This window comes from Actinoplanes sp. NPDC026619, from assembly GCF_040638295.1.
GTDB lineage: Bacteria > Actinomycetota > Actinomycetes > Mycobacteriales > Micromonosporaceae > Actinoplanes.
The window spans coordinates 490,813-513,866 of sequence record NZ_JBEZYA010000001.1 but is presented as its reverse complement, the minus strand read 5'-3'; the positions used below and the strand labels follow the sequence as shown (position 1 = coordinate 513,866).

Sequence of the window (23,054 nt, the reverse complement as noted above, 5' to 3'; positions counted from 1 at the left end):
GCACCTACCGTGCCCCGCATGTCCACTCCTCGGTTGGCGGCTCTCGACGGGCTGAGGCTGCTCGCGGCGGTCGCCGTCGCCGTGTTCCACCTCGGCGCCTCGTGGCGGCTCGACGGCGTGCGCCCGCCCGACTTCTTCCTGCCGACCGGGTCGCACGTGGTGATCTACGGCTTCCTCGGGGTGGAGCTGTTCTTCCTGATCAGCGGGTTCGTCATCTGCATGAGCGCCTGGGACCGGCCGCTCGGCGGGTACTTCGTGTCCCGGGTCAGCCGGCTGTACCCGGCCTACTGGGTGTGCATCGCCATCACCGTGCTGGTCGTGCTGGCGCTGCCGATCAGCGGCGGGGTGCCGGTCGGCGAGCTGCCCGACCTGCCCGGGGTGGCGATCAACCTGACCATGCTGCAGGAGCCGCTCGGGGTGTCGTCGGTCGACACCGTGTACTGGACGCTCTTCGTCGAACTGCGGTTCTACCTGCTGTTCGCGCTGGTCGTGTGGGCCGGCACGACGTACCGCCGCGTGGTCCTGTTCTGTTCGGTCTGGCTGACCGTGGCCGTGCTCGCGCCCGCCTGGAAGCTGCCGTTCGTGGACCTTGTCGCGATTCCCGACTACGCGTGCTACTTCGTCGCCGGGATGGCGATGTATCTGATCCACCGGTTCGGGGCGACGCCGCTGCTCTACGGCATCGTCGGGATGTCGTGGCTGGTCTCGATGGACCGGCTCGGCGAGCGGCTCGGCAGCGTCCACCCGGGCTTCGAGGTGCCGACCTGGCCCGGCTACCTGCTGGTGTCGGTGTTCTTCGCGGTCATGCTGGCGATCGCGCACGGCCACGCCGACCGGATCCGCTGGCGGTGGCTCACCGTCGCCGGCTCGCTGACCTACCCGTTCTACCTGCTGCACCAGCGTGTCGGGTACGCCCTGGTCCGCACCGGCTACCACCTCACGGCAGCGCCGGCGTGGCTGCTGATCCCGGCCGCCATCGTCGTGCTCGGCGGGATGGCGTGGCTGGTGCACCGCTATGTCGAGCGGCCGCTGATGCCGCTGATGCGTTCCGCGCTCACCCGCAGCATCGCGGCCGCCCGCGCCGACGACCTGCCGGCGCCGAAACGCGTCCGGGTCCCGGCGGCATAAGCCGGCCGCATAAGCCGGCCGCATGAAGCCGGCTCAGGGCAGCAGCTTCGCCAGGCGGGTCTTCTTCGCGTTCTCCCGGGCGATCCAGACGATGTCGGCGTCGGTGGCGGCGGACAGCGCCCGGAACTGCGGCAGACCGGCCACCGGATCGGCGGCGACCGCCACGCTCCAGCAGTAACCCAGCGCCTTGCGCAGCGTGCGGACGTCGTCGTCGCGCCGCCGGTCGGCCGGGATCGCGGCCAGCCGGTCGGTCGCGGTGGCGCACGCGTCCAGGGCGGCGGCGGCCGTCTCGCGGACCTTCAGCAACCGCGGTTCGCAGATCGCGGCGACCGCCGCGCGCAGCACCAGCGGGTCTTCCCACCCGGACCAGCCGGCGACCACGGCGCGCAGCCGGGACGGGTCGGCGTCGCCGAGACGCTGCAGGGCCATCGCGACCGCCTCGCGCACCCGCCAGCGGTCGTCGGACGCGTGCTCACGCAGCCGTTTCTCCAAGGCGACCGGGGCGCTGTCGGGATCTTCCGCCAGCAACCGGCCGAGACCGACGACGCCGCAGAGCGTCAGGTATTCGTCGCCGGTGGCGATCAGCCGGTCGAACAGCGGCGCGTTGCCGGCGTCGGCCACGGCCTGCGCCAGTTCGAGGTTCGCGCGGGGACCGGGCAGGCCGGACCGCTCGTCCAGGAAGCCCGGCCAGCCGGCCGGATCGAGCGCCGCCAGCTCGGCTTGATATTCCGCACGCCGTCCCACCAGCGAAGCGTACGTCTGTCCCCCGTGCGAGCTACGCAGAAGTGTCCACCGCACGGTGACGAATTCTCCGAGATCGATAAATAGCGTTCGGGGCAGCCGCGGCGCTCCGGTCGCGGCGGTCCCGAAGGAGTCGTCATGCGACTGGTAAAGCAGCTCCTCGTCGTCGCGGTGATCGCGTTCGCCGGCAGCCAGCTGGTCAACCTGGTCCACTGGAACGCGCCCCTCACCCTCATCCTCGGGCTCGGCACGGCGGTGGCGGCGCTCGCCGCGTACGCCTGGATCGTGCGCCGCACCGAGAAGCGCGAGCCGGACGAAGTGGCCCTCGCCGGCTCCCGCCGCGGCCTCGGCCGCGGGGTGCTGATCGGCGTCGCGCTGTTCACCGCGGTCATCGCCAACATCGCGCTGCTCGGCGGCTACCGGATCGACGGGTGGGGGTCGGTCGGCGGCACGGTCGCGCTGGTCGGCTTCATGGCCGCGGCCGCCGTCACCGAGGAGCTGATCTTCCGGGGCGTGCTGTTCCGGATCGTCGAGGGCCGGTTCGGCACCTGGTGGGCTCTCGGCGGGACCGGCCTGCTGTTCGGGCTGTCGCACCTGTTCAACCCGCACGCCGGCCTGTGGGGCGCGATCGCCGTCGCGGTCGAGGCCGGCGGGATGCTGGCCGCCTGCTACGCCGCCACCCGCACCCTGTGGGTGCCGATCGGGCTGCACTTCGGCTGGAACTTCGCCGAGGCCGGCCTGTTCGGCACCGAGGTCTCCGGCAACAACTCGCCCGAGGGCATCGTGCACGGCGTGATGTCCGGCCCGGCCGCGCTGACCGGCGGCTCCTTCGGCCCGGAGGCCGGCCTCTACTCGGTGCTCGCCGGCGTCATCGTCACGGTGGTGTTCATGTGGCTGGCCCGCCGGCGCGGCCTGATCATGCCGCGCCGCACCGGCGCAACTCCGGCCGTTACGCTCGCCCAGTGACCGACGTCCGCGCTGTGCAGGACCGCTGGCGCCGGCTGGACGTCACGGTCCGGGACCTCCCGATCGCGCTGATCGTGATCGTCGCCGCGCTGGCGCCGCCGCTCAAGGGCCACGGCACCCAGGTCGGCGAGCTGCCGGACCGGCCGTTCGGGGCGCTCACCCTCGCGGTGATCGCCCTCGAGTGCCTCCCGCTGATCGGGCGCCGCCGGTGGCCGGGCGCCAGCCTCGCGCTGGTGGGCGCCGGGTTCGCCGCCGATCAGATCCTGCGCTACCACACCGCGGCCGGCACCGCCCTGGCCTTCGCCCTGATCAGCGCGGGCGCCCACCTCGCGCGGCACCGGCTCGCCACGATGGTGCTGGTCACGGTGGCATACGTGCCGCTGGCCGTTGACCTCGACCGGCAGGGATCGACCGAGGGGTTCGCCGGGTTCGCCACGTTCTACCTGCTGATGGCGGTGGCGTGGGGGATGGGGGCGTGGTTGCGGCAGACCCGGGCCGCCGAGGCCGAGCACCGCCGGCACCTCGCCGAGACCACCCGGATCGCCGAACGCACCCGGATCGCCCGCGAACTGCACGACGTCGTCACCCACCACGTGACCGCGATGGTCGTGCAGGCCGAGTCGGCGCGGTACCTGACCGCCAGCCCGGAACGCCTCGACCAGACCCTCACCGCGGTCACCGACACCGGCCGGCTCGCCCTGACCGACCTGCGTCACCTGCTCGACCTGCTCAACCCCGACACGGGCGCGTCCCGGGCGCCCATCGGCGGTGACCTCGCCGAGCTCGTCGAACAGATGCGGCGGGCGGGACAGCCGGTGGAGATGACGGAGGAAGGGGGCCCGGTGTCGACCGGCAGCGCCGAAGTGGTGGTTTACCGGGTGGTGCAGGAAGCCCTGACCAACGCCCTTAAGTACGCCCACGGCGGGCGAACCGCCGTTAACATCCGGCGCAGCGCGAAGGAGATCGCCGTGGAAGTGTCCACCGACGCCGGGGTCAGGTCGCCGGGCGTGGTGTCCGGTGGGCACGGCCTCAACGGCCTGCGCGAACGCGTCGACCTCGTCGGCGGCGAGTTCAGCGCCGGCCAGCAGCCCGGCGGCGGCTTCGTCGTGCGCGCCCGGATCCCGGCATGACCGCCCCGATCCGGGTGCTGGTCTGCGACGACCAGGCGCTGATCCGCACCGGCTTCGCCACCATCATCGACGCCCAGCCCGACCTCGAGGTGGTGGCCGGGTGCGGCGACGGGCGCGCCGCGGTCGAGCTGGCCGGCCGGCTGCGGCCCGACGTGGTCGTGATGGACGTGCGGATGCCGATCCTCGACGGCATCGAGGCAACCCGCCTGCTGGCCGGCGCCGGCGTCGCCGACCCGGTCAAGGTCCTCGTCGTGACGACCTTCAACCTGGACGAGTACGTCTACGAGGCGCTGCGCGCCGGCGCCAGTGGATTCCTGCTCAAGGACGCCCCGCCGGCGCAACTGCTGCAGGGCATTCGCACCGTCGCGGCCGGCGCCGCGCTGCTGGCCCCCGAGGTCACCCGCCAGCTCGTCGGCCGCTACGCCACCCGGATCCGCCCCGCCGGCGGGCCGGCCGGCGACGTGCCGCTGACCGCCCGCGAGCTCGAGGTGTTGCGCCTGATCGCCGACGGCCGCTCCAACAGCGAGATCGCCGCCGCGCTGGTGATCAGCCACGAGACCGTCAAGACCTACGTCTCCCGGATCCTGACGAAGCTCGACCTGCGCGACCGGGTGCAGGCCGTGGTCTACGCCTACCGGCGCGGGTTGGTGACCTGACCGATCAGTCGCCGCGGGTTGTGACGGCCGGTTCGCCGTCCGGGGTGGCGGATTGGTCCGGTGGGGCCTCGCCCGGGTCGCGCGGGGCCCACACGTTGAACAGCAGGTTCAGCACGAAGACGATGATGACCGTGGTGGTGATCGAGCTGCCGAAGATGATCTGCAGCTCGTCCGGCATCCGGGCGTAGAACGACGGCGCCACCACCGGCACCATGCCCGCGCCCAGCGACACCGCCACGATCAGCAGGTTGTGGTTGCCCTCGAAGTCGACCCGGCGCAGGCTGCGGATGCCGACCGCGGTGACGGTGGCGAACATGACCAGCGCCGCCCCGCCGATCACCGGCCCCGGGACGGCCGCGATGATCGCGCCGAGCTTCGGGATCAGGCCGAGCAGCACCAGGATGACGCCGGCCGCGGTGACCACGAACCGGCTGCGCACCCGGGTCACCTGCACCAGGCCGACGTTCTGCGCGAACGCGGTGTCCAGGAACGAGTTGAACGTGCCGGCCAGGATGCCGGACAGGCCGTCGGCGGCCAGGCCGCGGGCGATGTCGTTCTCGGACACCTCCTTGTCGACCAGCGCCGCCACCGCCACCATGTCGGCGGTCGACTCGACGTAGATCACCAGCATCACCACGCACATCGAGATGATCGCCGCGGCCTCGAACTTCGGCGCGCCGAAGTAGAACGGCTTGGCCAGCCCGAACCAGCTCGAGTCGCCGACGCCGGCGAAGTCGACCAGCCCCATCAGCGAGGCGACGACAATGCCGAAGATCAGTCCGATGAGTACGGCGAGGGAGACCAGGAAACCCTTCGCGAACCGGTTGATCAGCACGATGAGCAGGATGATCGCCCCGGCGAGGGCGATGTGCCCGAGATTGCCGTAGCCGGGCGCCGCCGGGTCGTTGCCGGCGATCAGCCCGGCGCCCGCGTCGATCAGCGACAACCCGATGATCGTGATCACGGTGCCGGTGACCAGCGGCGGGAACAGGTGGATGATCTTCGAGAACGGCTTGGCGATGAGCAGCCCGAACACGCCGGCGCAGAGGATCGCGCCGTAGACCGCGGGCATCCCGTACTTCGCCCCGATCAGGATCATCGGGTTGAGCGCGGTGAACGTCGCCCCGGCCACGATCGGCAGCCGCACACCGAGGATCTTCCCGATCCCCAGGCTCTGCACGATGGTGATCACACCGGCCACGAACAGATCGGCATTGACGAGTACGGCGATGGTCGCGCCGTCCAGGCCGAGCGCGCCGCCGACGATCAGCGGGACGGCGACGCACCCGGCGTACATGACCAGAACGTGCTGGAACCCGAGGACCGTCAGCCTGCCCAGCGGCAGCATCTGATCGACGGGATGTTTCTCCGCGGTCGTCGACATCCGTCGATTGTCGGTGCCGTTTGTTGTGTCCCGGCGACGCCGTGTTACCGAAAGATGAACGCTTCGTGGTTGCTAGAGAAGTCTTTCTAAAGCATTCTCTAGGGTATGCGTGACGAAGTTAAGCTCGGCGATGCCCGGTCGCTGCGGGCCTATGCCCACCCGCTGCGGATGCGGCTGATCGGCCTGCTGCGCGGCGAGGGGCCGATGACCGCCACCCAGGCCGCCGCCCGCCTCGGCGACAACGTGCCCAACTGCTCGTTCCACCTGCGCCAGCTCGCCAAGTACGGGCTGGTCGAGCGGGCGCCCGGCGCCGACGCGCGGGAGCGGCCCTGGCAGGCCACCGCGCAGTACACGTCGTGGGACGACGACTCCGACGACCCGGCGATCCGGGCCGCCGCCGACCAGCTCACCAGCGTGGTGCTGGGGCAGTACGTCGAGCGGGCCCAGGAATACCTCGCCGTCCGCGGCGACGAGCCGGTCGAGTGGCGCGCGGCGGCCGGGTTCAACGACGCGCTGATCCACGTCACCGCCGGCGAGCTGCGCGAGATCACCGGCCAGATCGACGACCTGCTCGCCCGCTACACCGATCGCGAGCGGGCCGCCGGCACCCGGCCGGTCCACCTGATCCACCTGGCGCTGCCGCGAGGCGGCCATGACTGACACCCTGCTGCGACGGCCCGCGTTCCGGCGCTACTGGTCGGCGCAGACCGTCTCGCTCTTCGGCGACCAGGTGACCGCGCTGGCCATGCCCCTGCTCGCCGTCCTCGCCGTCGGCGCCGGCCCGAAGCAGATGGGCTACCTCACCGCGGCGGCCCTGCTGCCCAACCTGTTCTTCTCGGTGCCGGCCGGCGCCTGGGTGGACCGCTGCGCGCACAAGCGCCGCCTGATGATCCTCGCCGACCTGGGCCGGGCCGCGCTGCTGCTGATCGTCCCGGCGCTCTGGCTGACCGGCGGCCTCACCCTGCACGTCCTCTACGCGGTGGCGTTCGGGGCCGGCACCCTGTCGGTGGTGTTCGAGGTGGCGCACAGCAGCCTGTTCGCGAGCCTCGTCGACCGCCCCGACTACCTCGCCGCGAACAGCCTGATCAACGGCAGCCGGGCCATGTCGTACGTGGCCGGCCCCAGCGCCGGCGGCCTGCTCGTGCAGGTCTTCACCGCGCCGTTCGCGCTGCTCGCCGACGCGGTCACGTTCCTGGCGTCGGCGCTGCTGCTGAAGCGCATGCCGATCACCGAGCGCCCGGTGCGGGCCGAGCCGCACCAGCGCAACGGCATGCGGTTCGTGCTCGGGCACCCGGTGCTGCGGGCGATCCTGCTCGGCACCACCACGCTCAACCTGTTCAACTACCTGTTCGCCGCGCTGTTCGTGCTGTTCGTGACGACCGAGCTGCACGTGCGGCCGGGGACACTCGGCGTCATCGTCGGGCTCGGCGCGGTCGGCGGACTGCTCGGCGCCACCGTCGCCGGGCCGGTCAGCCGCCGCCTCGGCATCGGCCGGGCGCTCATCCTCGGCCTGGTCGTCTTCCCGGCGCCGCTGATCCTCGTGCCGCTCGCCGGCGGCCCCCGGTCCGTCGTGCTGGCGCTGCTGTTCGCGGCCGAGTTCGGCTCCGCCCTCGGCGTCATGCTGCTGGACATCACGGCCGGCTCGCTGCAGACCGCGGCGACCCCGGCCGGCCGGCTGGCCGCCGTCGCCGGCTTCCAGCGCACGGTCAACTACGGCATCCGGCCCATCGGCGCGATGCTGGGCGGCACGCTGGGCGCTGCTTTGGGCGTACGCCCGGCGCTGTGGATCGCCACCGTCGGCGCCCTGCTCGGGGTCGTTTGGGTGATCTTCTCCCCGGTGCGGACCATGCACGAACTCCCGGCCGCCGATTCCACTTAGTAACATCGATGCGACTCGACCTACGGGGGGCTCGATGTTCACCGATCGCCTGCGTCTGTTGCGCCTGCTGCCGCGCGGTGGCCGGGGCCTGCTCGCTGCCCTCGTCGCGCTCCAGCTGATCCGGGCCGTGCTGCCGGCCGGCCTGGCCGTCGCGGTCGGCCGGCTGACCACCACGTTGTTCACGCAGGGCGGCGGGCAAACCGTGGCCGCCGCCGCGGTGGCCGGGCTCTTCCTCCTCGACCAGATCGCCTGGCTGCTGATCATCCCGGTGCGCAACCTGCTGGTCCGCCGCATCGACGGCGACCTGCGCGGCCGGATGCGGGCCATCGCCACCGGCCTGCCCGGCCTGGCCACCCTGGAGAGCGGCGACTTCCAGGACCGTGTCTCCCGGGCGGTCGACAACGGCATGGGCCTCGCCCGGGACCGCTCGGCCGGCAGCGCCGCCGCCGGCCAGTTCGAGCTCATGGTCCGCATGCTCAGCGCGATCGCCGCCGCCGCGGTGGTCGCGTCCTACTCCGTCGCGCTGGCCATCGGGCTGCTGGCCACCGCGCTCGCGCTGCGGGTGATCATGCGCCGCCAGTGGCTGAAGATCATCGACAAGCTCGACGCCGACACCGCCGGACAGCGCTACGAGTTCTACGTGGCCTCCCAGTCGGTGATCGGCGCCGCCAAGGACGTTCGTCTCTACGGGCTCGGCCACTGGTTCGGCAACCGGTTCCGGGCCGCGAACGCCCGCACCTGGGGGCCGGTCTGGCGGGAGCTCGTCGGCGTCCTGCGCGGACAGTGGTGGGTCGCCGCGGTTCTGCTGGTCGCGGCGGCCGCGACGATGGGGTTTCCGGCCGCCGCCGTCGTGGACGGGCGGCTCGAGGCCGGCCGGCTCATCACGATCGTGCTCGCCGGGCTCGGCGTGCTCGCGATCAGCGCGATGGGTATGGAGGCCTTCGACATCGAGTACGGCCTGCGCGGCATCGCCGCCGCCGACGAGCTGACCACGGCACACGGCGACGCGAATCGCACCAGCGCCCCCGGCGCGCTCGGGCCGCCCGCCGTGACCTTCGACGAGGTCGTCTTCTCCTACCCGGGCTCGGCGAAGCCGGTGATCGACGGCCTCGACGTGACCCTGCGGCCGGGGCAGATCGTCGCGATCGTGGGGGAGAACGGCGCGGGCAAGACCACCCTGGTCAAACTGCTCGCCGGGCTCTACCGGCCGAGCTCCGGCCGCATCACGGTGGACGGCGCCGAGCCGCACGAGCAGCGGCCGGCCGTCACCGTGCTGTTCCAGGACTTCGTGCACTACCCGGCCAGCCTGCGCGACAACGTCACCGCCGCGGCCCCGGGCAACGACAGCGACGACGCGGTGCGGGAGGCGCTGCGCAAGGCCGGAGCCGACGGGCTGCCCGCCGAGCTCGACACCCTGCTCTGGCGCGAGGGCGACGGCGGCACCGACCTGTCCGGCGGGCAGTGGCAGCGGGTGGCCCTGGCCCGGGCGCTCTACGCGGTCGACGCCGGCCGGCGGCTGCTGATCCTCGACGAGCCGACCGCCAACCTCGACGTCCGGGCCGAGGCCGAGTTCCACGAACAGGTCATCTCGCAGGTGCGCGACACCACCACCCTGCTCATCTCGCACCGGCTGTCGACCGTCCGCTCCGCCGACCGCATCCTGCTCCTGCACGACGGCCGGGTCGCCGAGGACGGCACGCACGACGAGCTGCTCGCGCTCGGCGGGCGCTACGCGCGGTTCTTCCACACCCAGGCGGAGGCATTCCGGTGAGGGACTGGTGGCGGCTGCTCACCCACATCAGCCGGCTCACCCTGCGCGAGGGCCGGCGGTCGGCGGTCATCCTCGCGCTGCTCATCGTCGGTGAGGCCGGCGTCATCGCGGCCATGGGCCTGAGCCAGCGCAAACTCGTCGACGACAGCGCCGGTGGAGCCGCCGGGGGCGTGGCCGCCGCGGTCGTGCTCGGCGCCATGGCGTACGCGACAAGCAGTGTGACCGGCCGGGTGCGCGGCAATCTGCTGCTCTACCTCGTGGGCCGCGTCCGCGGCCGGCTCAGCGAACAGATCCAGCGGCTGGTGTCGTCGATCCCGACCATCACCCACCTCGAGCACGCCCCCTACATCGACCGCTGGAACCGGATCTTCAACAGCTCGCAGGCCCTGTCCGCGATGCCGTGGTCGGCGCTCGACTCGGTGGTGGCCGTGCTCGGGCTCGCCGTGACCGTCGGGCTGCTCGCCTCGATCAGCCCGGCGCTGAGCCTGCTCGCCGTGCTGGGCGTGCCGCTGCTGCTGGCCAACCGGCGCGCCGACCGGCTGCTGCGCGACTCCCGCGACGCGAACACCGAGCTGCTGCGGCATGAGGAACGGCTGCACGCGCTGTGCGTCGAGCCCGAGCCGGCCAAGGAGGTCATGCTCGCCGACGGGGGAGCGGCGCTCGACCGGCGGGCCCGCGATCTCTGGGAGACCGCCGCGGTGCGTGAGACGAGCGCGCGGCTGCGCGGCGCCGCCTGGCAGAGCACGGCCTGGATCCTGTACGCGGCGGGCTTCGCCGGCGCGATGATCGTCGTAGCCGGCCTGATCCGCGACGGCCGCACCACCGTCGGCGCGGCCGTGCTGGTCGTCTCGCTCGCCACCCAGCTGCAGAGCCAGCTCCGGGTGGTGCTGCAGAGCCTGACCACGGCGGCCGAGGCCGGCCAGGCCGTGTCCCACTACTGGTGGCTGCGACGTTATCCGGCCGGCAGTTCCGGCCTTGCGCCGCCGCCGGTGCTGGCCGGCGGGATCACTCTGAGCGGGGTCCGGTTCCGCTATCCGGGCGCCTCGTCGGACACGCTGCATGACGTTCATCTGGAGCTTCCGGCCGGGAAGACAGTGGCGATCGTCGGAGCCAACGGCGCCGGCAAATCCACTCTGATCAAGCTGCTCACCGGTCTGTACGAGCCGTCGGCCGGCTCTCTGACGGTCGACGGGACTCCGCTGGCGTCGCTGTCGGCGGTCGGCTGGAATGCCCGGCTGTCCGGGGTGCACCAGGATTTTGCCCGCTTACGGTTGCGGTTGAGGGAGACCGTCGGCATTGGAAATGTCCGATACATCAGGGCGAAGCCGGTCATCGAGGCGGCGATCGCGCGGGCCGGCGCACCCGCCTTCGACGGTCTGGAGAGCCAGCTGGGCGCCCCCTTCGGCGGCGTCGAGCCGTCCCTGGGCCAATGGCAGCGCCTCGCCCTGGCCCGCTCGCTGATGCGCGAGACCCCGCTGTGCGTGGTGCTCGACGAGCCGACCGCCGCCCTCGACCCGCTGGCCGAGCACGAGCTGTTCCAGCTGTTCGTCGCCCAGGCCCACAGCGCCCGCCGGGCCGGCGCGGTCACCGTCCTGGTCTCGCACCGCTTCACCACCGTCCGGATGGCCGACCACATCGTGGTGCTCGACGACGGCCGCGTCCGCGAACAGGGCAGCCACGAGGAGTTGATGGCCGCGGCCGGCGCCTACGCCGAGCTGTACCGGCTGCAGGAACGCGCCTACCGCTGACCGTGTGACAGCATGACGCGATGCGGCATGTGACCGATGATGAACGCCGCGCGCGGCTCGCCGTCCGGCACGCGCTGGCGCCGGCCGCCCGGGTCGACTCGCCGGAGGCGGCCACCCGCGCGATGACCGTGCTGCACGCGACCGAGCCGGCCACCGTCTATCTGTCCTGCTGGGCGCGGGCCGACCAGATCAAGCCGGCCGACGTCGACCGCGCCCTCTACGACGACCGCACCCTGGTGAAACAGCTGGCCATGCGCCGCACCCTGTTCGTCTTCCCGCGCGAGCTGCTGCCGGCGGTGTGGCCGAGCGCGTCTGCCCGGGTGGCCGGCACCGAGCGGGCCCGGATGGCGAAGGACGCGGTCAAGGCCGAGCTCGGCGACGACTTCCTCGACCGGGCCCGGGCCGAGGTGCTCGACGTGCTGGCCGATGCCCCGCAGGGCCGGATCGCCGCCGACATCCGCAAGGCGATCCCGATGCTCGACATCAAGGTGGCGGTCTCGGCCGGCAACGCCTGGGGCGCCTCCCGGGTGCTCACCCACCTGGGGCTGACCGCCGACCTCGTCCGCGGCGCGAACACCGGCGGCTGGCACATCTCCCGGCCACGCTGGACGCTGATGCGCGACTGGCTCGGCGAGGTCCCGCCGTGGCTGGACGCCGACGCCGGCTACCGCGAGATCATCCGCCGCTGGCTGCACTCCTTCGGCCCCGGCACCGAGGACGACCTGGTCTGGTGGCTCGGCTCCACCAAGGCGGTGGTGCGGGCCGCGCTGGCCTCGCTCGACGCGGTGCCGGTCAGCCTGGACGGCGGCGCCACCGGCTGGCTGCTGCCCGGCGACACCGACGAGGCGCCCGACCCCGGCCCGTGGGCGGCGCTGCTGCCGATCCTCGACCCGACGGTGATGGGCTGGCAGGGCCGCGACTTCTACCTCGGCCCGCACCGCGACCCCCTCTTCGACCGCACCGGCAACGCCGGCACCACCGCCTGGGTCAACGGCCGGGTGGTCGGCTGCTGGGTGCAGGACACCGCCGGCGTCGTCGAGCTGCGCCTGCTGGAGAAGGTCTCGGCGGCCGAGCGCACGGCGCTCGACACCGAGGCGTCGCGACTGACGGCCTGGCTGGCCGGCTTCCGGATCCCCAGCCTGTACGCGTCACCCGCAATGCGGTCTACGCCGTGACCATCCGGCCGGCCCGCCCCGGCGAGGCGGCGGCGCTGAGCGAGCTGGCCCGGCGATCCAAGGCCCATTGGGGGTACGACGAGGGGTTCCTCGACGCGTGCCGGGCCGACCTGACGCTGAGCCCGGACGACATCCGCGCGCGGCGCACCACGGTGGCATCGACGGCCATTGCCGGCCGCGCGCTACCACGGCTGCACGTCCGGCTCGATAGCCTCACGCGGTGATCGAAAACGCGAAGGTCGCCGTCGTCGGGGTCGGCAACAACACGTCGGCGCTGGTGCAGGGCATCGCCTTCTACCGCAGCAGCGGCAGCCTCGTCGGCATCCACCAGCCGCAGGTGGCCGGGCTGGGCGTCGGCGACATCGACGTCGTCGCGGCCTTCGCCCGGTCCGACGGCAAGGTCGGCAGCGACCTGCACCAGGCGATCCTCGCGCCGCCCAACAACTTCCCCCGCCTCGACGTCGAGCTGCCCCCGTCGGGCGTGACCGTGCAGCGCGGCCTCGTGGACCCGGCCGGGATCGCGCGGGTGGCCGAGGCGCTGAACGGCGCCGAGGTGCTGCTCTACTCGGCGCCGAGCGGCCGGCCGGAGACCGCCCGGGCGTACGCGGAGGTGGCGCTGCGGGCGGGCGTCGCCTTCGTCAACACCACCGCCGACCCGGTCGCCCGGGACCCGTCGCTGCTCGACCGGTTCGAGCGGGCCGGCCTGCCGCTGATCGGCGACGACCTGGCCAGCCAGTTCGGCGCCTCGGTGCTGCACCGCGCGCTGCTGCGGCTGCTCGCGGAGCGCGGGCTCACCCTGGTCAGCTCCTACCAGGTCAACCTGGGCGGCACCGAGGACTTCCGCAACCTGGTCGAGAACCCGGACAGCAAGAAACAGTCCAAGCTGAACGCCCTCGGCTCCGGCCAGGTGCAGCTGGCGCCGCTCGCCTACATGCCGCACCTGAAATCGCAGAAGATCACCCACCTCAACGTCGAGGCGCAGGGCTGGGGCGAGACGGCGATCAGCCTGGACGTCCGGCTTCAGGTGCACGACCCGAGCGGCGCCGCCGGCGTGAACATCGACCTCATCCGCCTGGCCGCCGCCGCCCGGCGCGCCGGCCACGGCGGCTACCCGCCCGAGGCGGCGGCCCACCTGAAGTCGCCGCCCGGAACCGCGGTCTGATCAACCGGACACGGCGGGGTAGGCGTAGAGCTCGACCAGGCGGTGGCGGGACGCCTGCAGGCGCTCGGCGGTCACCTTGAGGATGCGGGTGGTCAGCTCGCGGCCCAACTCCGGGTCCTCGTCGATCAGGCCCCGCACCGCGGCCGCGTCGAACTCGACCGCGCGCACGTCCTCGGCGACGACCGCGCCGAACTGCCAGCGGTAGGGGACGTTCAGCCAGGACCAGCCGATCAGCGTGCGGGGGCCGACGCGCTCGATGACGATGTCGCCGCGGCCCGGCACGTAGAAGTCGATCGCCACGACGCCGGTGTGCAGCAGCCAGAACTTGTCGGCGGCGCCGTCCTCGCGGAACAGCCGGTGCCCGGTCCCGTAGTAGACCGGGTGGCCGGTCGCGGCGAGCCGGGTGATCCACTCACCCGGCAGGTCGGCGACGAAGTCGTGCACGGCCAGCAGGTCGAAGACACTCAGCGACGGCATGGCACTCTCCTTGGGGTTGCGGCCAGAAGCAGCAGAGCGACCCCGGCCGCCGCGTAGATCACCTGCAGCCAGGACGTGTTCGGGAGGTACGCGACCTCGAGGGCGATCCACACCACGAGGGCGAGGCCGTCGAGCAGGACGGCGGCGCGCGACCACCGGACGCGGCGCAGCACGGCGACGGCCACCAGCAGCGAACCGAGGCCGAAGCCGGCGGTCAGGACCAGGCCGGGGATCGTCCATCCGTGGATCAGCGGCACGTCGTCGAGCCAGGACGACGGTGGGGTGGCGCCCACCAGGATCGCCACCCCGCCGCCCAGGGCGGTGACCCCGAGGAACGAGAGGATCCCCGCGGTCACCGCACCGCGCGCCGTCATCGCCGTGAGGGGCGGCGACGAATGCGGCGCAAGCGCGCCCAAAGCCTGTCCTGCATCAGGCCCCTCCTTGCGAGATCGCCCCGGCCCGTTGCCGGGCTCCCTTCGATGATCAGGCCAGACGGGGGTTGGTCAGTAGGGCCGAAAGACTCAGCGGCCGCCTCGGCCGAAGCCGCCGCCGGCCGGCGCGTCCCCGGCCGTCACGGTCGCCAGCTTCGTCGCCTTGCCGAGGCTTCCGGACGCGGCGAGGCCGCCGGTGCTGCTGCCCGAGGCGGTGCCGCCGGAGTAGACCGAGTACGTCGAGCCCGACGTGATCTGCGCCGACGAGTAGACGATGTTCTGCATGTCCTTGCTGGTCACGAACGTGGCGAGCAGTTTGCCGCTGGAATCGGTGACCTGCAGGGTGGTGCCGGCCGCAACGGTGGAGCCGAGGGTGGCCGACAGCCAGCCCTGAGCCGAGTCGGTGCCGGGCGCGACCGCCATGCCCGACGAGCCGGCCGCGACGAGCACGCCGCCGCTGATGGTGAACGTGCCGTTGACGTCGAGCGCGCCGTTGCCACCCTGCGTCGGCCCGTTCACCACGACGGTCCCGCCGGTGATCGTGGCCGTCCCGTTCGAGTCGAGACCGTCGCCCTCGGCGTTGATGATCAGCGTCCCGCCACTGATCACGGCCGTGAAGTCACCGACCTCCTCACCGCCGCCGGGACCGCCGCCCGGGCCACCGCCCTGGTCGCCGGAGTCGGCCGAGTCACCGGACGCGTTGAGGCCGTCGTCGCTCGAGGTGATCGCGGTGATGCCGCCCTTGACCAGGATGTTCGCCGACTCGATGCCTTCGTCCGACTTCGTCACGGTGAGCTTGCCGCTGTCGATCTGCAGGGTCTGGTCGGCATGCACGCCGTCGTCGCCGCTCGCCGCGGTCACGGTGGCCCCGCTCAGCCGCACCACGCCGTTGCTGTGCAATGCGTCGTCGGCGGCGTCCACGGTGGCCGTCCCGCCCTCGAGGACGGTGATCACCCCGGACTTGAGGCCCTTGGCGGACGTGTCGCCGGCCGGCTTCCCGGCCGCGCTGCCGCCGCCCGCGGTCACCTGGACCGTCCCGCCGGTCAGCACCAGGTCGCTGGCGGCGTCCGCGCCGTCCCCGCCGGAGGTGACGGTGACGGTGCCACCGGAGATGGCGATGAACCCCTCGTCGGCGTCGTCGGCGTTGTCGGCGTTGTCGGCCTTCAGCCCGTCGCCACCGGCCGCGACGGTGACCGTGCCCCCGCTGATCACCAGATAGTCCTTGCCGCGGATGCCGTCGTCCTTGGCCACCACGGTGATCGTGCCGGCGGTGATGAGCAGGCCGTCCTTCGAGGTGATCGCGTCGTTGCCGCGGCCGTTGACGGTGAGCGCGCCGCCGCCGGTGACGGTCAGGTCGCCCGCGCTGAACAGGGCCGCGTTGACGTCGGCGTCCTCCGCGTACGAGGTGGCGTCGGTGAGGGTGTTGGTGCTGCCGTCGGCGAGCACGACGTCGAGCTGGTCGGCCGCGGTGGCGGCGATCGCGGCGGTGGTGGAGCTGGTGATGTGGGCGCCGTCGAGGATCAGCACCACCGTGGCGTCCTTGGCGTCGACGACGATCTGCCCGGTCAGCGTGCCCGAGATGCGGTAGGTGCCGGCCGCCGAGATGGTCACGGTCGAGCCGTCGACCTGCACGCCGGCGCCCGACGACGTGGCGGAGCTGCCGGACAGCGTGATGGCGACTGCGGTGCTGCTGTCGGTGGCGGCCGCGGAATGGACGGTCTTGTCGGCGGCGAGCACGTCCTTCGCACTCTGCACGGCGACGGTCGTGCTCGTCGCCGAGTCCGCCGAGTCCGCCGAGGAGGACGAGGACGAGGAGGAACAGCCGGCCAGGGCGGCCGCGGCCAGCGCGGCCGAGAAGATCGCGGCGTGCAGCCGCCTGCCAAGTCTCATGGTCGACTCGCTTCCGTCGGGACGAAGTGCCGGCGCAGGATGCGGTGCCACCGGTTGTCCGGCAGTTCGGGGCGCAGCGCGGCCATCCCGGTGGCGTACTTGGAGATCGCGCAGGGCCGATGCGACCGCGACCAGAGCAGCCGGTCGAGCTGGGACGCGCCGTGCGGCGACTTGGTCTCGACGATCATCCGGTCCGGCAGCGACAGGGTGGCGCCGGACGGCAGCGTCCAGGTGAGGTCGCGGTCGATGGTCGCCCGGCTGCCGGTCGACGGCAGCAACAGGGTGATGCGCTCGAAGCGGGTGGTCAGGACGGCTTCGAACTCCCGGTCACGCAGGGCGACTCCGGCGGCTTCCAGCGCGCGTACGGCGTGGGCCCGCATCTCGGCCGACAGGGTGACGCCGTCCCCGGCGTACGGAAATCGCTGCTTGACCGTCACGCCTCGCGTGCCCCGCGTCTTGATCTCGAGCAAATGCAGATCGCTGTCGAGATAGCTGCGTATGCGCAGCTTGAAGCGGCGCCGGCGGCGCTGCGCGGTGGTCCGGTAGCTGTCCAGCCGGGGTGTGTCGAAGTATTGCGACCGGTACGCGAAGGTGCGGCCGCCGTCGATCTCGAGGACGCGCGCGTCGCCCGGCAGCCCGGCCAGGATCGCCGGGAGCGCGGCGGCCGGCAGCAGATACTTCCGGTCGATACGGGTCAGCAGCTCGGCGCGTTCGACCAGTTCGTCGAGGCCGATGCTCGCGATGTCGCCGACCGGCTCCGTGGTGATCATGCGGTCGCCGTGACGTAGCGGACGTCGACCACCGTGGTGTCGTTGACCAGGTCGACGCTGCGCACCGAGAGGTTCACGATCCGGCCCTTGAGCAGCGACTCCAGGTCCTCGCGCAGTTTGTCGTCGTCGGTGTGGGCGCGGTCGAGCGTGACCGTCCGCTGCCGGTAGCGGTGGAACAGCCGCGGGTGGTCGCCCACCCAGAGCGTCGCGATGATCAGAACCATCAGCCCGGCGATCAGCGGGTTCACGTCAGCGCCGAGGCCGGCCAGCAGGCCGAGCGCGAGCGACGCGAAGTAGTACGCCACCTCGTGCTGGGCGATCTCGCTCGACCGCAACCGGATGATCGACAGCACGCCGAACAGGCCGAGCCCGAGCCCGGCGCCGACCGTCGACGAACCCAGCACCATCGACGTCGCGAGGACCCCGATGTTGACGCCGAGAAACGCAGTGACCAGGTCACGCCGGTGATGCCGGGGAAAGAAGACACCGAACGTCAACAGCGAGATGGCGGCGATGTCGACCACCACGGCAAGGAATTGATCCACTGCCCCATTACGCCTGGGGCCCCTGTGAACCAGCTGTTTTCCGGCTGTGGCGTTTACCTCACGTTCAGCTGACGGCCATCCCCAGGATGAGCCCGGCGGCCGCGGCGCCGAGCCCCGCGACGACCGACACGACGATGTTGGCGGCCGCGAAGAACCGGTTGCCGTCCTGGGTCAGCTTCAGCGTCTCGTAGCTGAACGTCGAATACGTCGTGAGCGCCCCGCAGAACCCGGTTCCGAGAATCGCGGTTAACTTGTCGCTCGCCGGAATGGCCGTGAGCAGGCCCAGCACGAAGGACCCCAGCACGTTGACCGTCAGAGTGCCCCACGGAAACGCCGAGTCGTGCCGGGCCTGGATCGCCCGGTCGGTCAGATAGCGCAGCGGCGCGCCGACCGCGGCCCCGAGCGCCACCAGCAGCAGCGTCATCGCGTCACCAGCCGGCTCGTCAGCGCGCTGCCGGCCGCGACCGCCAGCATCGCCCCGACCAGGGTCGACCCGAGATAGGCCAGCGCCACCCAGGGCGCGCCGGCCTCGGCCGCCCGGTAGATGTCGACGATGTAGGTGGAGAACGTCGTGTAGCCGCCGAGAATGCCCACCCCGACGAACGGCCGCAGCAGCCGCTGGTTCGGCGTCACCCGGGTGACGATCACCATGAGCACCCCGATGAGGAAGCACCCGGTCACGTTGATCACCAGCGTCGACCAGGGAAAACCGCCGGGGTCGTGCGGCCACGCCGCGGCGATCCCGTAGCGGGCGAGCGCACCGAGCACGCCGCCCGCGGAGATCGCGGCCAGCACCGGTGTCCGCTTCTGCTGCTCCATAACTTCTCCCTACCAGGGAACACTGGCAGGGACCGTTGGCAGCGGCGCGGTTCACCCCGGCGTTGGGGTCGGCGGGCCCCACCGCCGTGATCACACGCTATCAGCGCTCCTTGGCGTGCTCCACCGCCCAGTCGAGGGCGGCGTCGGCGATCTGCTCCCAGCCCGGCTCCGCGCAGGTCCAGTGCGACCGGCCGGGCACCTCGAGGAAGTCGGTGACGGTTCCCTCGCCCTGGTAGTGGTGGGCGTTGGAGCGGTTCACCGACGGCGGCATGATGTGGTCCGCACCGCCCGCGATGAACAGCAGCGGCGCCCGGTCCGGGTTGCGGTAGTTCACCCAGGTCTCCTGCCTGCCCGGCTTGAAGTTCGCGATCAGCCCGTACGCCCAGACCCAGCTGCCCGGCGCCGCGATCGCGTACCGCTCGTACGCCGCCAGCGAGTCCTCTTCGGACAGTGTGTTGCCGAATGCGTAGTGCCACTGGTCCGGGGTGAATCCGGCAGCCTGGTGGCGTTTCGCCGGGTTGCCCAGGATCGGGAACAGCGACTTGAGCTGCGACGGCGGGCTCACCCGGATGCCCTCGGTCGGCGCCGAGTCGATGACCACGCCCGCCGCCCCGTGCCCGTGGTCGAGCAGCAGCTGAGTGAGGGTGCCGCCGAACGAGTGGCCCATGATGATCGGCTTCTCCGGCAGCGCCGCGATGACCTTCTCCAGGTGGGCGATGGTCTCCGGGACCGTCAGCGTGGCGATCGGGGCCGGATCCGCCCGCAGCGCCTCCACCTCGACCTCGAAACCGGGATAGGCCGGGGTCACCACGGTGTGGCCCTTCGCCTCCAGATAGGGCACCCAGTGTTCCCAGCTGCGCGGGGTCACCCAGAGACCGTGAACCAGGACGATCGTGCTCATGCGAACTCCCTCGAGAAGGCCGGCCGGGCCGACCGTAACCAGGAGTTCGCGCCGGGAATCGGCTGTGCGTGCGCGGTTGTCGGCCCTCGCTGCGGTCCTACTCGCGTGCGGCCTCGGCCGACCGCCGCCACTGGCTCGGGGTCATGCCGTACCGCGCCTTGAATCGCCGGGTGAAGTGGGTGGCGTCGCGGAAACCCCAGCGCCGCGCGACGGCGGCGATCGGCAGGTGCCGCCGTTGCGGTTGGGTCAATTCATGGCGTACGCGCTGAAGCCGCTCTTGAATGATCCACTGTTCGAGGCTGAACCCGGCGTCGGAACAGGCCTGGTAGAGCCGCCGTAGCGACACGTTGTGCGCCGCCGCGATCGTCGCCGGGCCGAGGTCCGGATCGGCGAGGTGCCGGCGGGTGAACGCGCGCACCCGCGGCAGCAGCGTCTCGGCGTACACCTGCCGGGCGTGCCGGCCGGACCGGTCGGCCGAGACCAGCATCGCGCGCGCCAGATCGACGCTGGCCGCCGCGACCGTCGCGGCCGAGACGTCGCCGGTGATCGCGGCCGGATCCCGGGCCAGATGCGCGACGTGATCGGTGACCATCCGGTAGAGCGGACTGGCGCTCACCGCCGGCGCGGCCCGGCGCACCAGATCGATCGGAAGCCCCAGCTGATCGAACGGAATCTGCAGACAACCGGCTTCGCCGTCACCCGACCACGAATAGTCGTACGGCGCGGAGAGGTCCACGGCGAGCAGCTCCCCGGGCGGCACGACCTGCTGCCGTTCGCGCTGCTCGATCCGCCCCTGCGCCCGTCTCTGCACGGACAGCGCGATGACCGGCATGGCGTCCTGGCGGGCCAGTTTGGCCGTGCGCAGCAGCCGGATCCCGCTCGAGCGGTGCGTGAAGATGGTGGCGTTGCCGAGGTCCCACACCTCCATCCGCGCATGCACGTCGCCGCCCGGATCCTCATGGATGACGTGGCAGGGGGCCGACGCGAACATCATCGCGGTGTGCACCGCCTCGACCCGCTCCTGCACGGGCAGCCCCGTCGTGTCGAGAACGAATCCCATGAGCCCGCCTCCCGTCGCCGTCGTCGTCAGTGTGCCCACTTCCGGGCGGCGTTGCCATCGGCCGGACGCCGGTATGGAATGACGGGACGACGACGTACCCGGAGCGGCGGATCATGAGCGCTTCACCCGAGGAGATCGCCGATCTTAAACGCCGGTTCGGCGCGGATCTCGAACGATTACGCGTTGCGGCGGGCATCACGAGTTTGCGTTCCCTGGCGCGGCGAACGCATTACTCACATACCGCGATCACGGATGCGGCCGGCGGGCGGAAACTGCCCTCTCTCGAGGTGACGATCGCCTTTGTGGCGGCCTGCGGCGGTGACGTCGGTGAATGGCGGGGCCGATGGACGCGTACGTATGCGGCGGTTTTCTCGCTGGAGTCCGAGCCGTCGGTCGCGGTGCCCTGGCCGAAGGAGGAGGTGGCCGACGGCAACGATCCGATGGGCGCCGGCTGCCATCTCGACGCCGTCACCGTCCGGGCCGCCCTGGTGTCGCTGGCCGCGCGGCGGCACATCATCGGGCGGGTCGAGCTGCGCCATTCCCCGGGCACGCATGCCGCCTGGGGGCGGTTCCTCGGCGAGCCCGGCCTCGACATGCTCGCGATGCACCGCTACCGGGTCGATCTCACCATCGGGATCACCCGCGAAGCCGATGACCGGCGCCTCGGATATTCCACCGAGTACGGTTTCGATCACCATTTCGGGGGCCTGCTGACCACCGGCAAGGGCGCGTTCTCCGCCTGGGTGACGGTGCTTTTCGACGGCGCCGAGGTCGCCTGTGGCGAAACCGATCGAGCGGAGCTCGATTGACTGGCAGCGTTTTGTCAACTGACACCGTCGCACTGGTCCCCGGCTCGCGCCTTGCTCAGCCTGGAATGGAGCCGGAAGGAGGTTCGTCCCATGCGACGAATTCGATGTGTGGTGGCAGCCGGGACTCTGATGCTGGTAGCCGGCTGCGGCCCGGAACCTGCCCAAGGCAGTGCCGAGATCAACTGGGGAGATGCCCGGCGCTCGGATGCCAACTGCCTCGACGGAGCGCGGACCAGCAAGCAGTCCCACGACATCGGCGGTGACACGGAGGACGAGATCTTCCTGATCATGCGGTGCAACGCCAAGGCCGACCCGGCCGGAGACATGCTCGAGGTGGTGGTGGGCGGCGTGGACCCGGCCACCACTCATCCCACCAAGCTGATCACGCAGGTGCCGGGAAGAATCGTCGACAACCTCTGTTTCAAGGACCGCGCCGCGATCTTCCGGGTCACGGTCGCCGGGAAGCCGGCGGTCATCATGCAGGTGGTCTGGCCCAAGGGCGCCGCGGAGCCGGCCCGGCCCACGATCAGGCGGGCCGGCGGTTGTCCTGAGTGAGCGCTGAGCGGGCTTCAGGAGCGGCACAGCACCCATTGAAAAGACTGGATGCGTTCCGCTCGAGACAGGAGTTCTGCGATGTCCCGTCACCTCCGAAACGGCGCCCTGCTCGCGGCCGCCGGTCTGCTGCTCACCGCCGCGGCGCCGGCCGCTGCCGCCGGTCGCGCCACCGATTCCGGGACCGCGTCGCTGCGCGGCTCCGGCCACGTCAGCGTCCCGGCCTTCCCGGACGACGAGATCATCTTCAGCGTCGACGCGCACTCCCGCTACGACGACCCGATGAAGCAGCCGTTCCCCTCGCAGTCCTGGGGCACGGCGCGGCTGTCGCACAGCCACGCCGGCTACGGCACGTACTGGTACAGCGTCGCCGTCGACTGCCTGGTGACGGGCGGAAACACGGCCACCGTCACCGGCGTCATCGTCGAGACGAACCCCGAGTCGCAGAAATACGTGGGCGACCGGGTCGGCTTCGGGGTCACCGATCTCGGCCACCATGACCGGGTCAGCTTCACCGGCCCCCGGCAGGACGGCGACCCGGAGCTGCGCAAGTGCATGGCCCCGGCCACCTTCCTGGAAATGGCCGACGGCAACCTGACGGTCGTCGACGCCAACCACTGGTAACACCTGCCGCCGCGGCGCCCGTCCCGGCACCACGGGGGTGGCCGGGAGGGGCGCCGCGGGGCGGCAGGACGAGGCAAACGGGCCAGTTCGCGGCAAGCAGTAGGGACTGACCTGGATGCCGGTGCGGCCGAGAGTGCGCACACGCATGGTTCAGCCGGCGTACGAGGTGGCGACGTCGAGGATCCAGGTGACGCCGAAGCAGTCGGTCAGCATGCCGAACCCCGGCGCCCACTGCGAGGAGCCGTACTTCTCGGCGATGTCGGCGCCGTCGGCGAGCTTGTCCCACAGCGCGCCGACCTCCTCGGCGGTCTCACCGCGGACGGAGACGAAGAATCGTTCACCGGTCAGGGTCATGCCGTGCTCGCGGGTGGTGGGCGCCGCCGGTGCGGATTTCCGGTCGTGGGCTGTCGGATCGAGCGCGCGAAACATAGGTTCG

General features: G+C 71.7%; 26 protein-coding genes and 1 pseudogene. 15 read left to right on the top strand and 12 right to left on the bottom strand.

The genetic code is table 11. The annotated features are described in order from the left end of the window. The first annotated feature begins 18 nt into the window (after window positions 1-18). Complete coding sequence (locus AB0E90_RS02550) at window positions 19-1,128, top strand: acyltransferase (RefSeq protein WP_360398184.1); 1,110 nt, start codon at window positions 19-21, stop codon at window positions 1,126-1,128. Window positions 1,129-1,161: 33 nt separating this feature from the next. On the opposite strand, the gene AB0E90_RS02545 is transcribed toward AB0E90_RS02550, so the two are convergent. Continuing rightward, window positions 1,162-1,872 (bottom strand): hypothetical protein, encoded by a 711-nt coding sequence (locus AB0E90_RS02545; RefSeq protein WP_360398182.1) that lies wholly within the window; start codon window positions 1,870-1,872, stop codon window positions 1,162-1,164. Between the two features lie 135 nt (window positions 1,873-2,007). Between AB0E90_RS02545 and AB0E90_RS02540 the strand changes: the two genes are divergently transcribed. The 3 genes from AB0E90_RS02540 to AB0E90_RS02530 are packed head-to-tail and all read left to right on the top strand — an operon-like array spanning window position 2,008 to window position 4,621. Next, window positions 2,008-2,835, top strand: a complete 828-nt coding sequence (locus AB0E90_RS02540; protein WP_360398180.1) for a type II CAAX endopeptidase family protein — start codon at window positions 2,008-2,010, stop codon at window positions 2,833-2,835. Then, window positions 2,832-3,965 (top strand): histidine kinase, encoded by a 1,134-nt coding sequence (locus AB0E90_RS02535; RefSeq protein ID WP_360398178.1) that lies wholly within the window; start codon window positions 2,832-2,834, stop codon window positions 3,963-3,965. Before AB0E90_RS02540 ends, AB0E90_RS02535 begins: the two co-directional genes overlap by 4 nt. Next, window positions 3,962-4,621, top strand: coding sequence for a response regulator transcription factor (locus AB0E90_RS02530; RefSeq protein ID WP_360398176.1), 660 nt, complete (start codon window positions 3,962-3,964; stop codon window positions 4,619-4,621). The genes AB0E90_RS02535 and AB0E90_RS02530 overlap by 4 nt, the downstream gene beginning before the upstream one ends. Window positions 4,622-4,625: 4 nt before the next feature. Here AB0E90_RS02530 and AB0E90_RS02525 read toward each other — a convergent pair whose 3' ends face one another. After that, on the bottom strand, window positions 4,626-6,005 hold the full coding sequence (locus AB0E90_RS02525; protein WP_360398174.1) for a nucleobase:cation symporter-2 family protein: 1,380 nt from the start codon (window positions 6,003-6,005) through the stop codon (window positions 4,626-4,628). Between the two features lie 105 nt (window positions 6,006-6,110). On the opposite strand from AB0E90_RS02525, the gene AB0E90_RS02520 reads away from it, so the two are divergent. From AB0E90_RS02520 to AB0E90_RS02490, 7 genes are read left to right on the top strand one after another with little or no spacing between them, the layout of a single operon-like run. Continuing rightward, window positions 6,111-6,665 (top strand): helix-turn-helix domain-containing protein, encoded by a 555-nt coding sequence (locus tag AB0E90_RS02520; RefSeq protein WP_360398172.1) that lies wholly within the window; start codon window positions 6,111-6,113, stop codon window positions 6,663-6,665. Next, complete coding sequence (locus AB0E90_RS02515; protein ID WP_360398170.1) at window positions 6,658-7,884, top strand: MFS transporter; 1,227 nt, start codon at window positions 6,658-6,660, stop codon at window positions 7,882-7,884. The genes AB0E90_RS02520 and AB0E90_RS02515 overlap by 8 nt, the downstream gene beginning before the upstream one ends. 34 nt (window positions 7,885-7,918) lie before the next feature. After that, window positions 7,919-9,655, top strand: a complete 1,737-nt coding sequence (locus AB0E90_RS02510) for an ABC transporter ATP-binding protein (protein ID WP_360398168.1) — start codon at window positions 7,919-7,921, stop codon at window positions 9,653-9,655. Then, window positions 9,652-11,403: an ABC transporter ATP-binding protein gene (locus AB0E90_RS02505; protein WP_360398166.1), complete on the top strand. Its 1,752-nt coding sequence runs from the start codon at window positions 9,652-9,654 to the stop codon at window positions 11,401-11,403. Before AB0E90_RS02510 ends, AB0E90_RS02505 begins: the two co-directional genes overlap by 4 nt. A 20-nt stretch (window positions 11,404-11,423) precedes the next feature. Beyond that, window positions 11,424-12,578, top strand: coding sequence for a winged helix DNA-binding domain-containing protein (locus AB0E90_RS02500; RefSeq protein WP_360398164.1), 1,155 nt, complete (start codon window positions 11,424-11,426; stop codon window positions 12,576-12,578). Then, on the top strand, window positions 12,575-12,802 hold the full coding sequence (locus AB0E90_RS02495) for a hypothetical protein (RefSeq protein ID WP_360398162.1): 228 nt from the start codon (window positions 12,575-12,577) through the stop codon (window positions 12,800-12,802). The genes AB0E90_RS02500 and AB0E90_RS02495 overlap by 4 nt, the downstream gene beginning before the upstream one ends. Next, window positions 12,799-13,740, top strand: a complete 942-nt coding sequence (locus AB0E90_RS02490) for an inositol-3-phosphate synthase (RefSeq protein ID WP_360398160.1) — start codon at window positions 12,799-12,801, stop codon at window positions 13,738-13,740. The genes AB0E90_RS02495 and AB0E90_RS02490 overlap by 4 nt, the downstream gene beginning before the upstream one ends. Here AB0E90_RS02490 and AB0E90_RS02485 read toward each other — a convergent pair whose 3' ends face one another. The 9 genes from AB0E90_RS02485 to AB0E90_RS02445 all read right to left on the bottom strand — a co-directional run bounded on the left by AB0E90_RS02485 (window position 13,741) and on the right by AB0E90_RS02445 (window position 20,633). Next, window positions 13,741-14,217 carry a cyclic nucleotide-binding domain-containing protein gene (locus AB0E90_RS02485; protein WP_360398158.1) on the bottom strand — a complete coding sequence of 159 codons (477 nt, stop codon included), beginning with the start codon at window positions 14,215-14,217 and terminating at the stop codon, window positions 13,741-13,743. Then, on the bottom strand, window positions 14,205-14,591 hold the full coding sequence (locus tag AB0E90_RS02480; RefSeq protein WP_360398156.1) for a hypothetical protein: 387 nt from the start codon (window positions 14,589-14,591) through the stop codon (window positions 14,205-14,207). The genes AB0E90_RS02485 and AB0E90_RS02480 overlap by 13 nt, the downstream gene beginning before the upstream one ends. A gap of 147 nt (window positions 14,592-14,738) precedes the next feature. Further along, window positions 14,739-16,538 (bottom strand): carbohydrate-binding domain-containing protein, encoded by a 1,800-nt coding sequence (locus AB0E90_RS02475; protein WP_360398154.1) that lies wholly within the window; start codon window positions 16,536-16,538, stop codon window positions 14,739-14,741. Next, window positions 16,535-17,308, bottom strand: a complete 774-nt coding sequence (locus tag AB0E90_RS02470) for a VTC domain-containing protein (RefSeq protein WP_360398152.1) — start codon at window positions 17,306-17,308, stop codon at window positions 16,535-16,537. The genes AB0E90_RS02475 and AB0E90_RS02470 overlap by 4 nt, the downstream gene beginning before the upstream one ends. Next, a complete protein-coding gene (locus AB0E90_RS02465) occupies window positions 17,305-17,853 on the bottom strand; it encodes a DUF4956 domain-containing protein (protein ID WP_360398150.1) in 549 nt (182 codons plus the stop codon). The genes AB0E90_RS02470 and AB0E90_RS02465 overlap by 4 nt, the downstream gene beginning before the upstream one ends. Before the next feature lie 64 nt (window positions 17,854-17,917). Further along, a complete protein-coding gene (crcB, locus tag AB0E90_RS02460) occupies window positions 17,918-18,277 on the bottom strand; it encodes a fluoride efflux transporter CrcB (RefSeq protein ID WP_360398148.1) in 360 nt (119 codons plus the stop codon). Beyond that, window positions 18,274-18,672, bottom strand: a complete 399-nt coding sequence (locus AB0E90_RS02455) for a CrcB family protein (protein ID WP_360398146.1) — start codon at window positions 18,670-18,672, stop codon at window positions 18,274-18,276. The genes crcB and AB0E90_RS02455 overlap by 4 nt, the downstream gene beginning before the upstream one ends. A 100-nt stretch (window positions 18,673-18,772) precedes the next feature. After that, on the bottom strand, window positions 18,773-19,573 hold the full coding sequence (locus tag AB0E90_RS02450) for an alpha/beta hydrolase (protein WP_360398144.1): 801 nt from the start codon (window positions 19,571-19,573) through the stop codon (window positions 18,773-18,775). 97 nt (window positions 19,574-19,670) lie between these two features. Beyond that, the gene (locus AB0E90_RS02445) at window positions 19,671-20,633 is read right to left on the bottom strand and encodes a helix-turn-helix domain-containing protein (protein ID WP_360398142.1); all 963 of its coding nucleotides are present in this window, start codon (window positions 20,631-20,633) and stop codon (window positions 19,671-19,673) included. A gap of 113 nt (window positions 20,634-20,746) precedes the next feature. Between AB0E90_RS02445 and AB0E90_RS02440 the strand changes: the two are divergent. From AB0E90_RS02440 to AB0E90_RS02425, 4 genes and pseudogenes are all read left to right on the top strand, one after another. Further along, window positions 20,747-20,953, top strand: a pseudogene (locus AB0E90_RS02440) (helix-turn-helix transcriptional regulator); the annotation flags it as partial. Window positions 20,954-21,052: 99 nt separating this feature from the next. Beyond that, window positions 21,053-21,442 (top strand): hypothetical protein, encoded by a 390-nt coding sequence (locus AB0E90_RS02435; protein WP_360399504.1) that lies wholly within the window; start codon window positions 21,053-21,055, stop codon window positions 21,440-21,442. Between the two features lie 90 nt (window positions 21,443-21,532). Next, entirely contained in the window at window positions 21,533-21,997 is a 465-nt protein-coding gene (locus tag AB0E90_RS02430; RefSeq protein WP_360398140.1) for a hypothetical protein, read from the top strand. Window positions 21,998-22,075: 78 nt separating this feature from the next. Continuing rightward, window positions 22,076-22,618, top strand: coding sequence for a hypothetical protein (locus AB0E90_RS02425; protein ID WP_360398138.1), 543 nt, complete (start codon window positions 22,076-22,078; stop codon window positions 22,616-22,618). A gap of 150 nt (window positions 22,619-22,768) precedes the next feature. On the opposite strand, the gene AB0E90_RS02420 is transcribed toward AB0E90_RS02425, so the two are convergent. Further along, complete coding sequence (locus AB0E90_RS02420; protein WP_360398136.1) at window positions 22,769-23,047, bottom strand: hypothetical protein; 279 nt, start codon at window positions 23,045-23,047, stop codon at window positions 22,769-22,771. Window positions 23,048-23,054 lie beyond the last annotated feature (7 nt).

Bases quoted from the DNA above. Each gene is read 5' to 3' on its own strand.
- AB0E90_RS02420 (WP_360398136.1), bottom strand. From the start codon at position 23,047: ATGTTTCGCGCGCTCGATCCGACAGCCCACGACCGGAAATCCGCACCG.
- AB0E90_RS02470 (WP_360398152.1), bottom strand. From the start codon at position 17,308: ATGATCACCACGGAGCCGGTCGGCGACATCGCGAGCATCGGCCTCGAC.
- crcB (WP_360398148.1), bottom strand. From the start codon at position 18,277: ATGACGCTGCTGCTGGTGGCGCTCGGGGCCGCGGTCGGCGCGCCGCTG.
- AB0E90_RS02445 (WP_360398142.1), bottom strand. From the start codon at position 20,633: ATGGGATTCGTTCTCGACACGACGGGGCTGCCCGTGCAGGAGCGGGTC.
- AB0E90_RS02450 (WP_360398144.1), bottom strand. From the start codon at position 19,573: ATGAGCACGATCGTCCTGGTTCACGGTCTCTGGGTGACCCCGCGCAGC.
- AB0E90_RS02425 (WP_360398138.1), top strand. From the start codon at position 22,076: ATGTCCCGTCACCTCCGAAACGGCGCCCTGCTCGCGGCCGCCGGTCTG.
- AB0E90_RS02480 (WP_360398156.1), bottom strand. From the start codon at position 14,591: ATGACGGCGCGCGGTGCGGTGACCGCGGGGATCCTCTCGTTCCTCGGG.
- AB0E90_RS02530 (WP_360398176.1), top strand. From the start codon at position 3,962: ATGACCGCCCCGATCCGGGTGCTGGTCTGCGACGACCAGGCGCTGATC.
- AB0E90_RS02510 (WP_360398168.1), top strand. From the start codon at position 7,919: ATGTTCACCGATCGCCTGCGTCTGTTGCGCCTGCTGCCGCGCGGTGGC.
- AB0E90_RS02500 (WP_360398164.1), top strand. From the start codon at position 11,424: ATGCGGCATGTGACCGATGATGAACGCCGCGCGCGGCTCGCCGTCCGG.
- AB0E90_RS02550 (WP_360398184.1), top strand. From the start codon at position 19: ATGTCCACTCCTCGGTTGGCGGCTCTCGACGGGCTGAGGCTGCTCGCG.
- AB0E90_RS02485 (WP_360398158.1), bottom strand. From the start codon at position 14,217: ATGCCGTCGCTGAGTGTCTTCGACCTGCTGGCCGTGCACGACTTCGTC.
- AB0E90_RS02525 (WP_360398174.1), bottom strand. From the start codon at position 6,005: ATGTCGACGACCGCGGAGAAACATCCCGTCGATCAGATGCTGCCGCTG.
- AB0E90_RS02520 (WP_360398172.1), top strand. From the start codon at position 6,111: ATGCGTGACGAAGTTAAGCTCGGCGATGCCCGGTCGCTGCGGGCCTAT.
- AB0E90_RS02515 (WP_360398170.1), top strand. From the start codon at position 6,658: ATGACTGACACCCTGCTGCGACGGCCCGCGTTCCGGCGCTACTGGTCG.
- AB0E90_RS02475 (WP_360398154.1), bottom strand. From the start codon at position 16,538: ATGAGACTTGGCAGGCGGCTGCACGCCGCGATCTTCTCGGCCGCGCTG.
- AB0E90_RS02540 (WP_360398180.1), top strand. From the start codon at position 2,008: ATGCGACTGGTAAAGCAGCTCCTCGTCGTCGCGGTGATCGCGTTCGCC.
- AB0E90_RS02430 (WP_360398140.1), top strand. From the start codon at position 21,533: ATGCGACGAATTCGATGTGTGGTGGCAGCCGGGACTCTGATGCTGGTA.
- AB0E90_RS02455 (WP_360398146.1), bottom strand. From the start codon at position 18,672: ATGGAGCAGCAGAAGCGGACACCGGTGCTGGCCGCGATCTCCGCGGGC.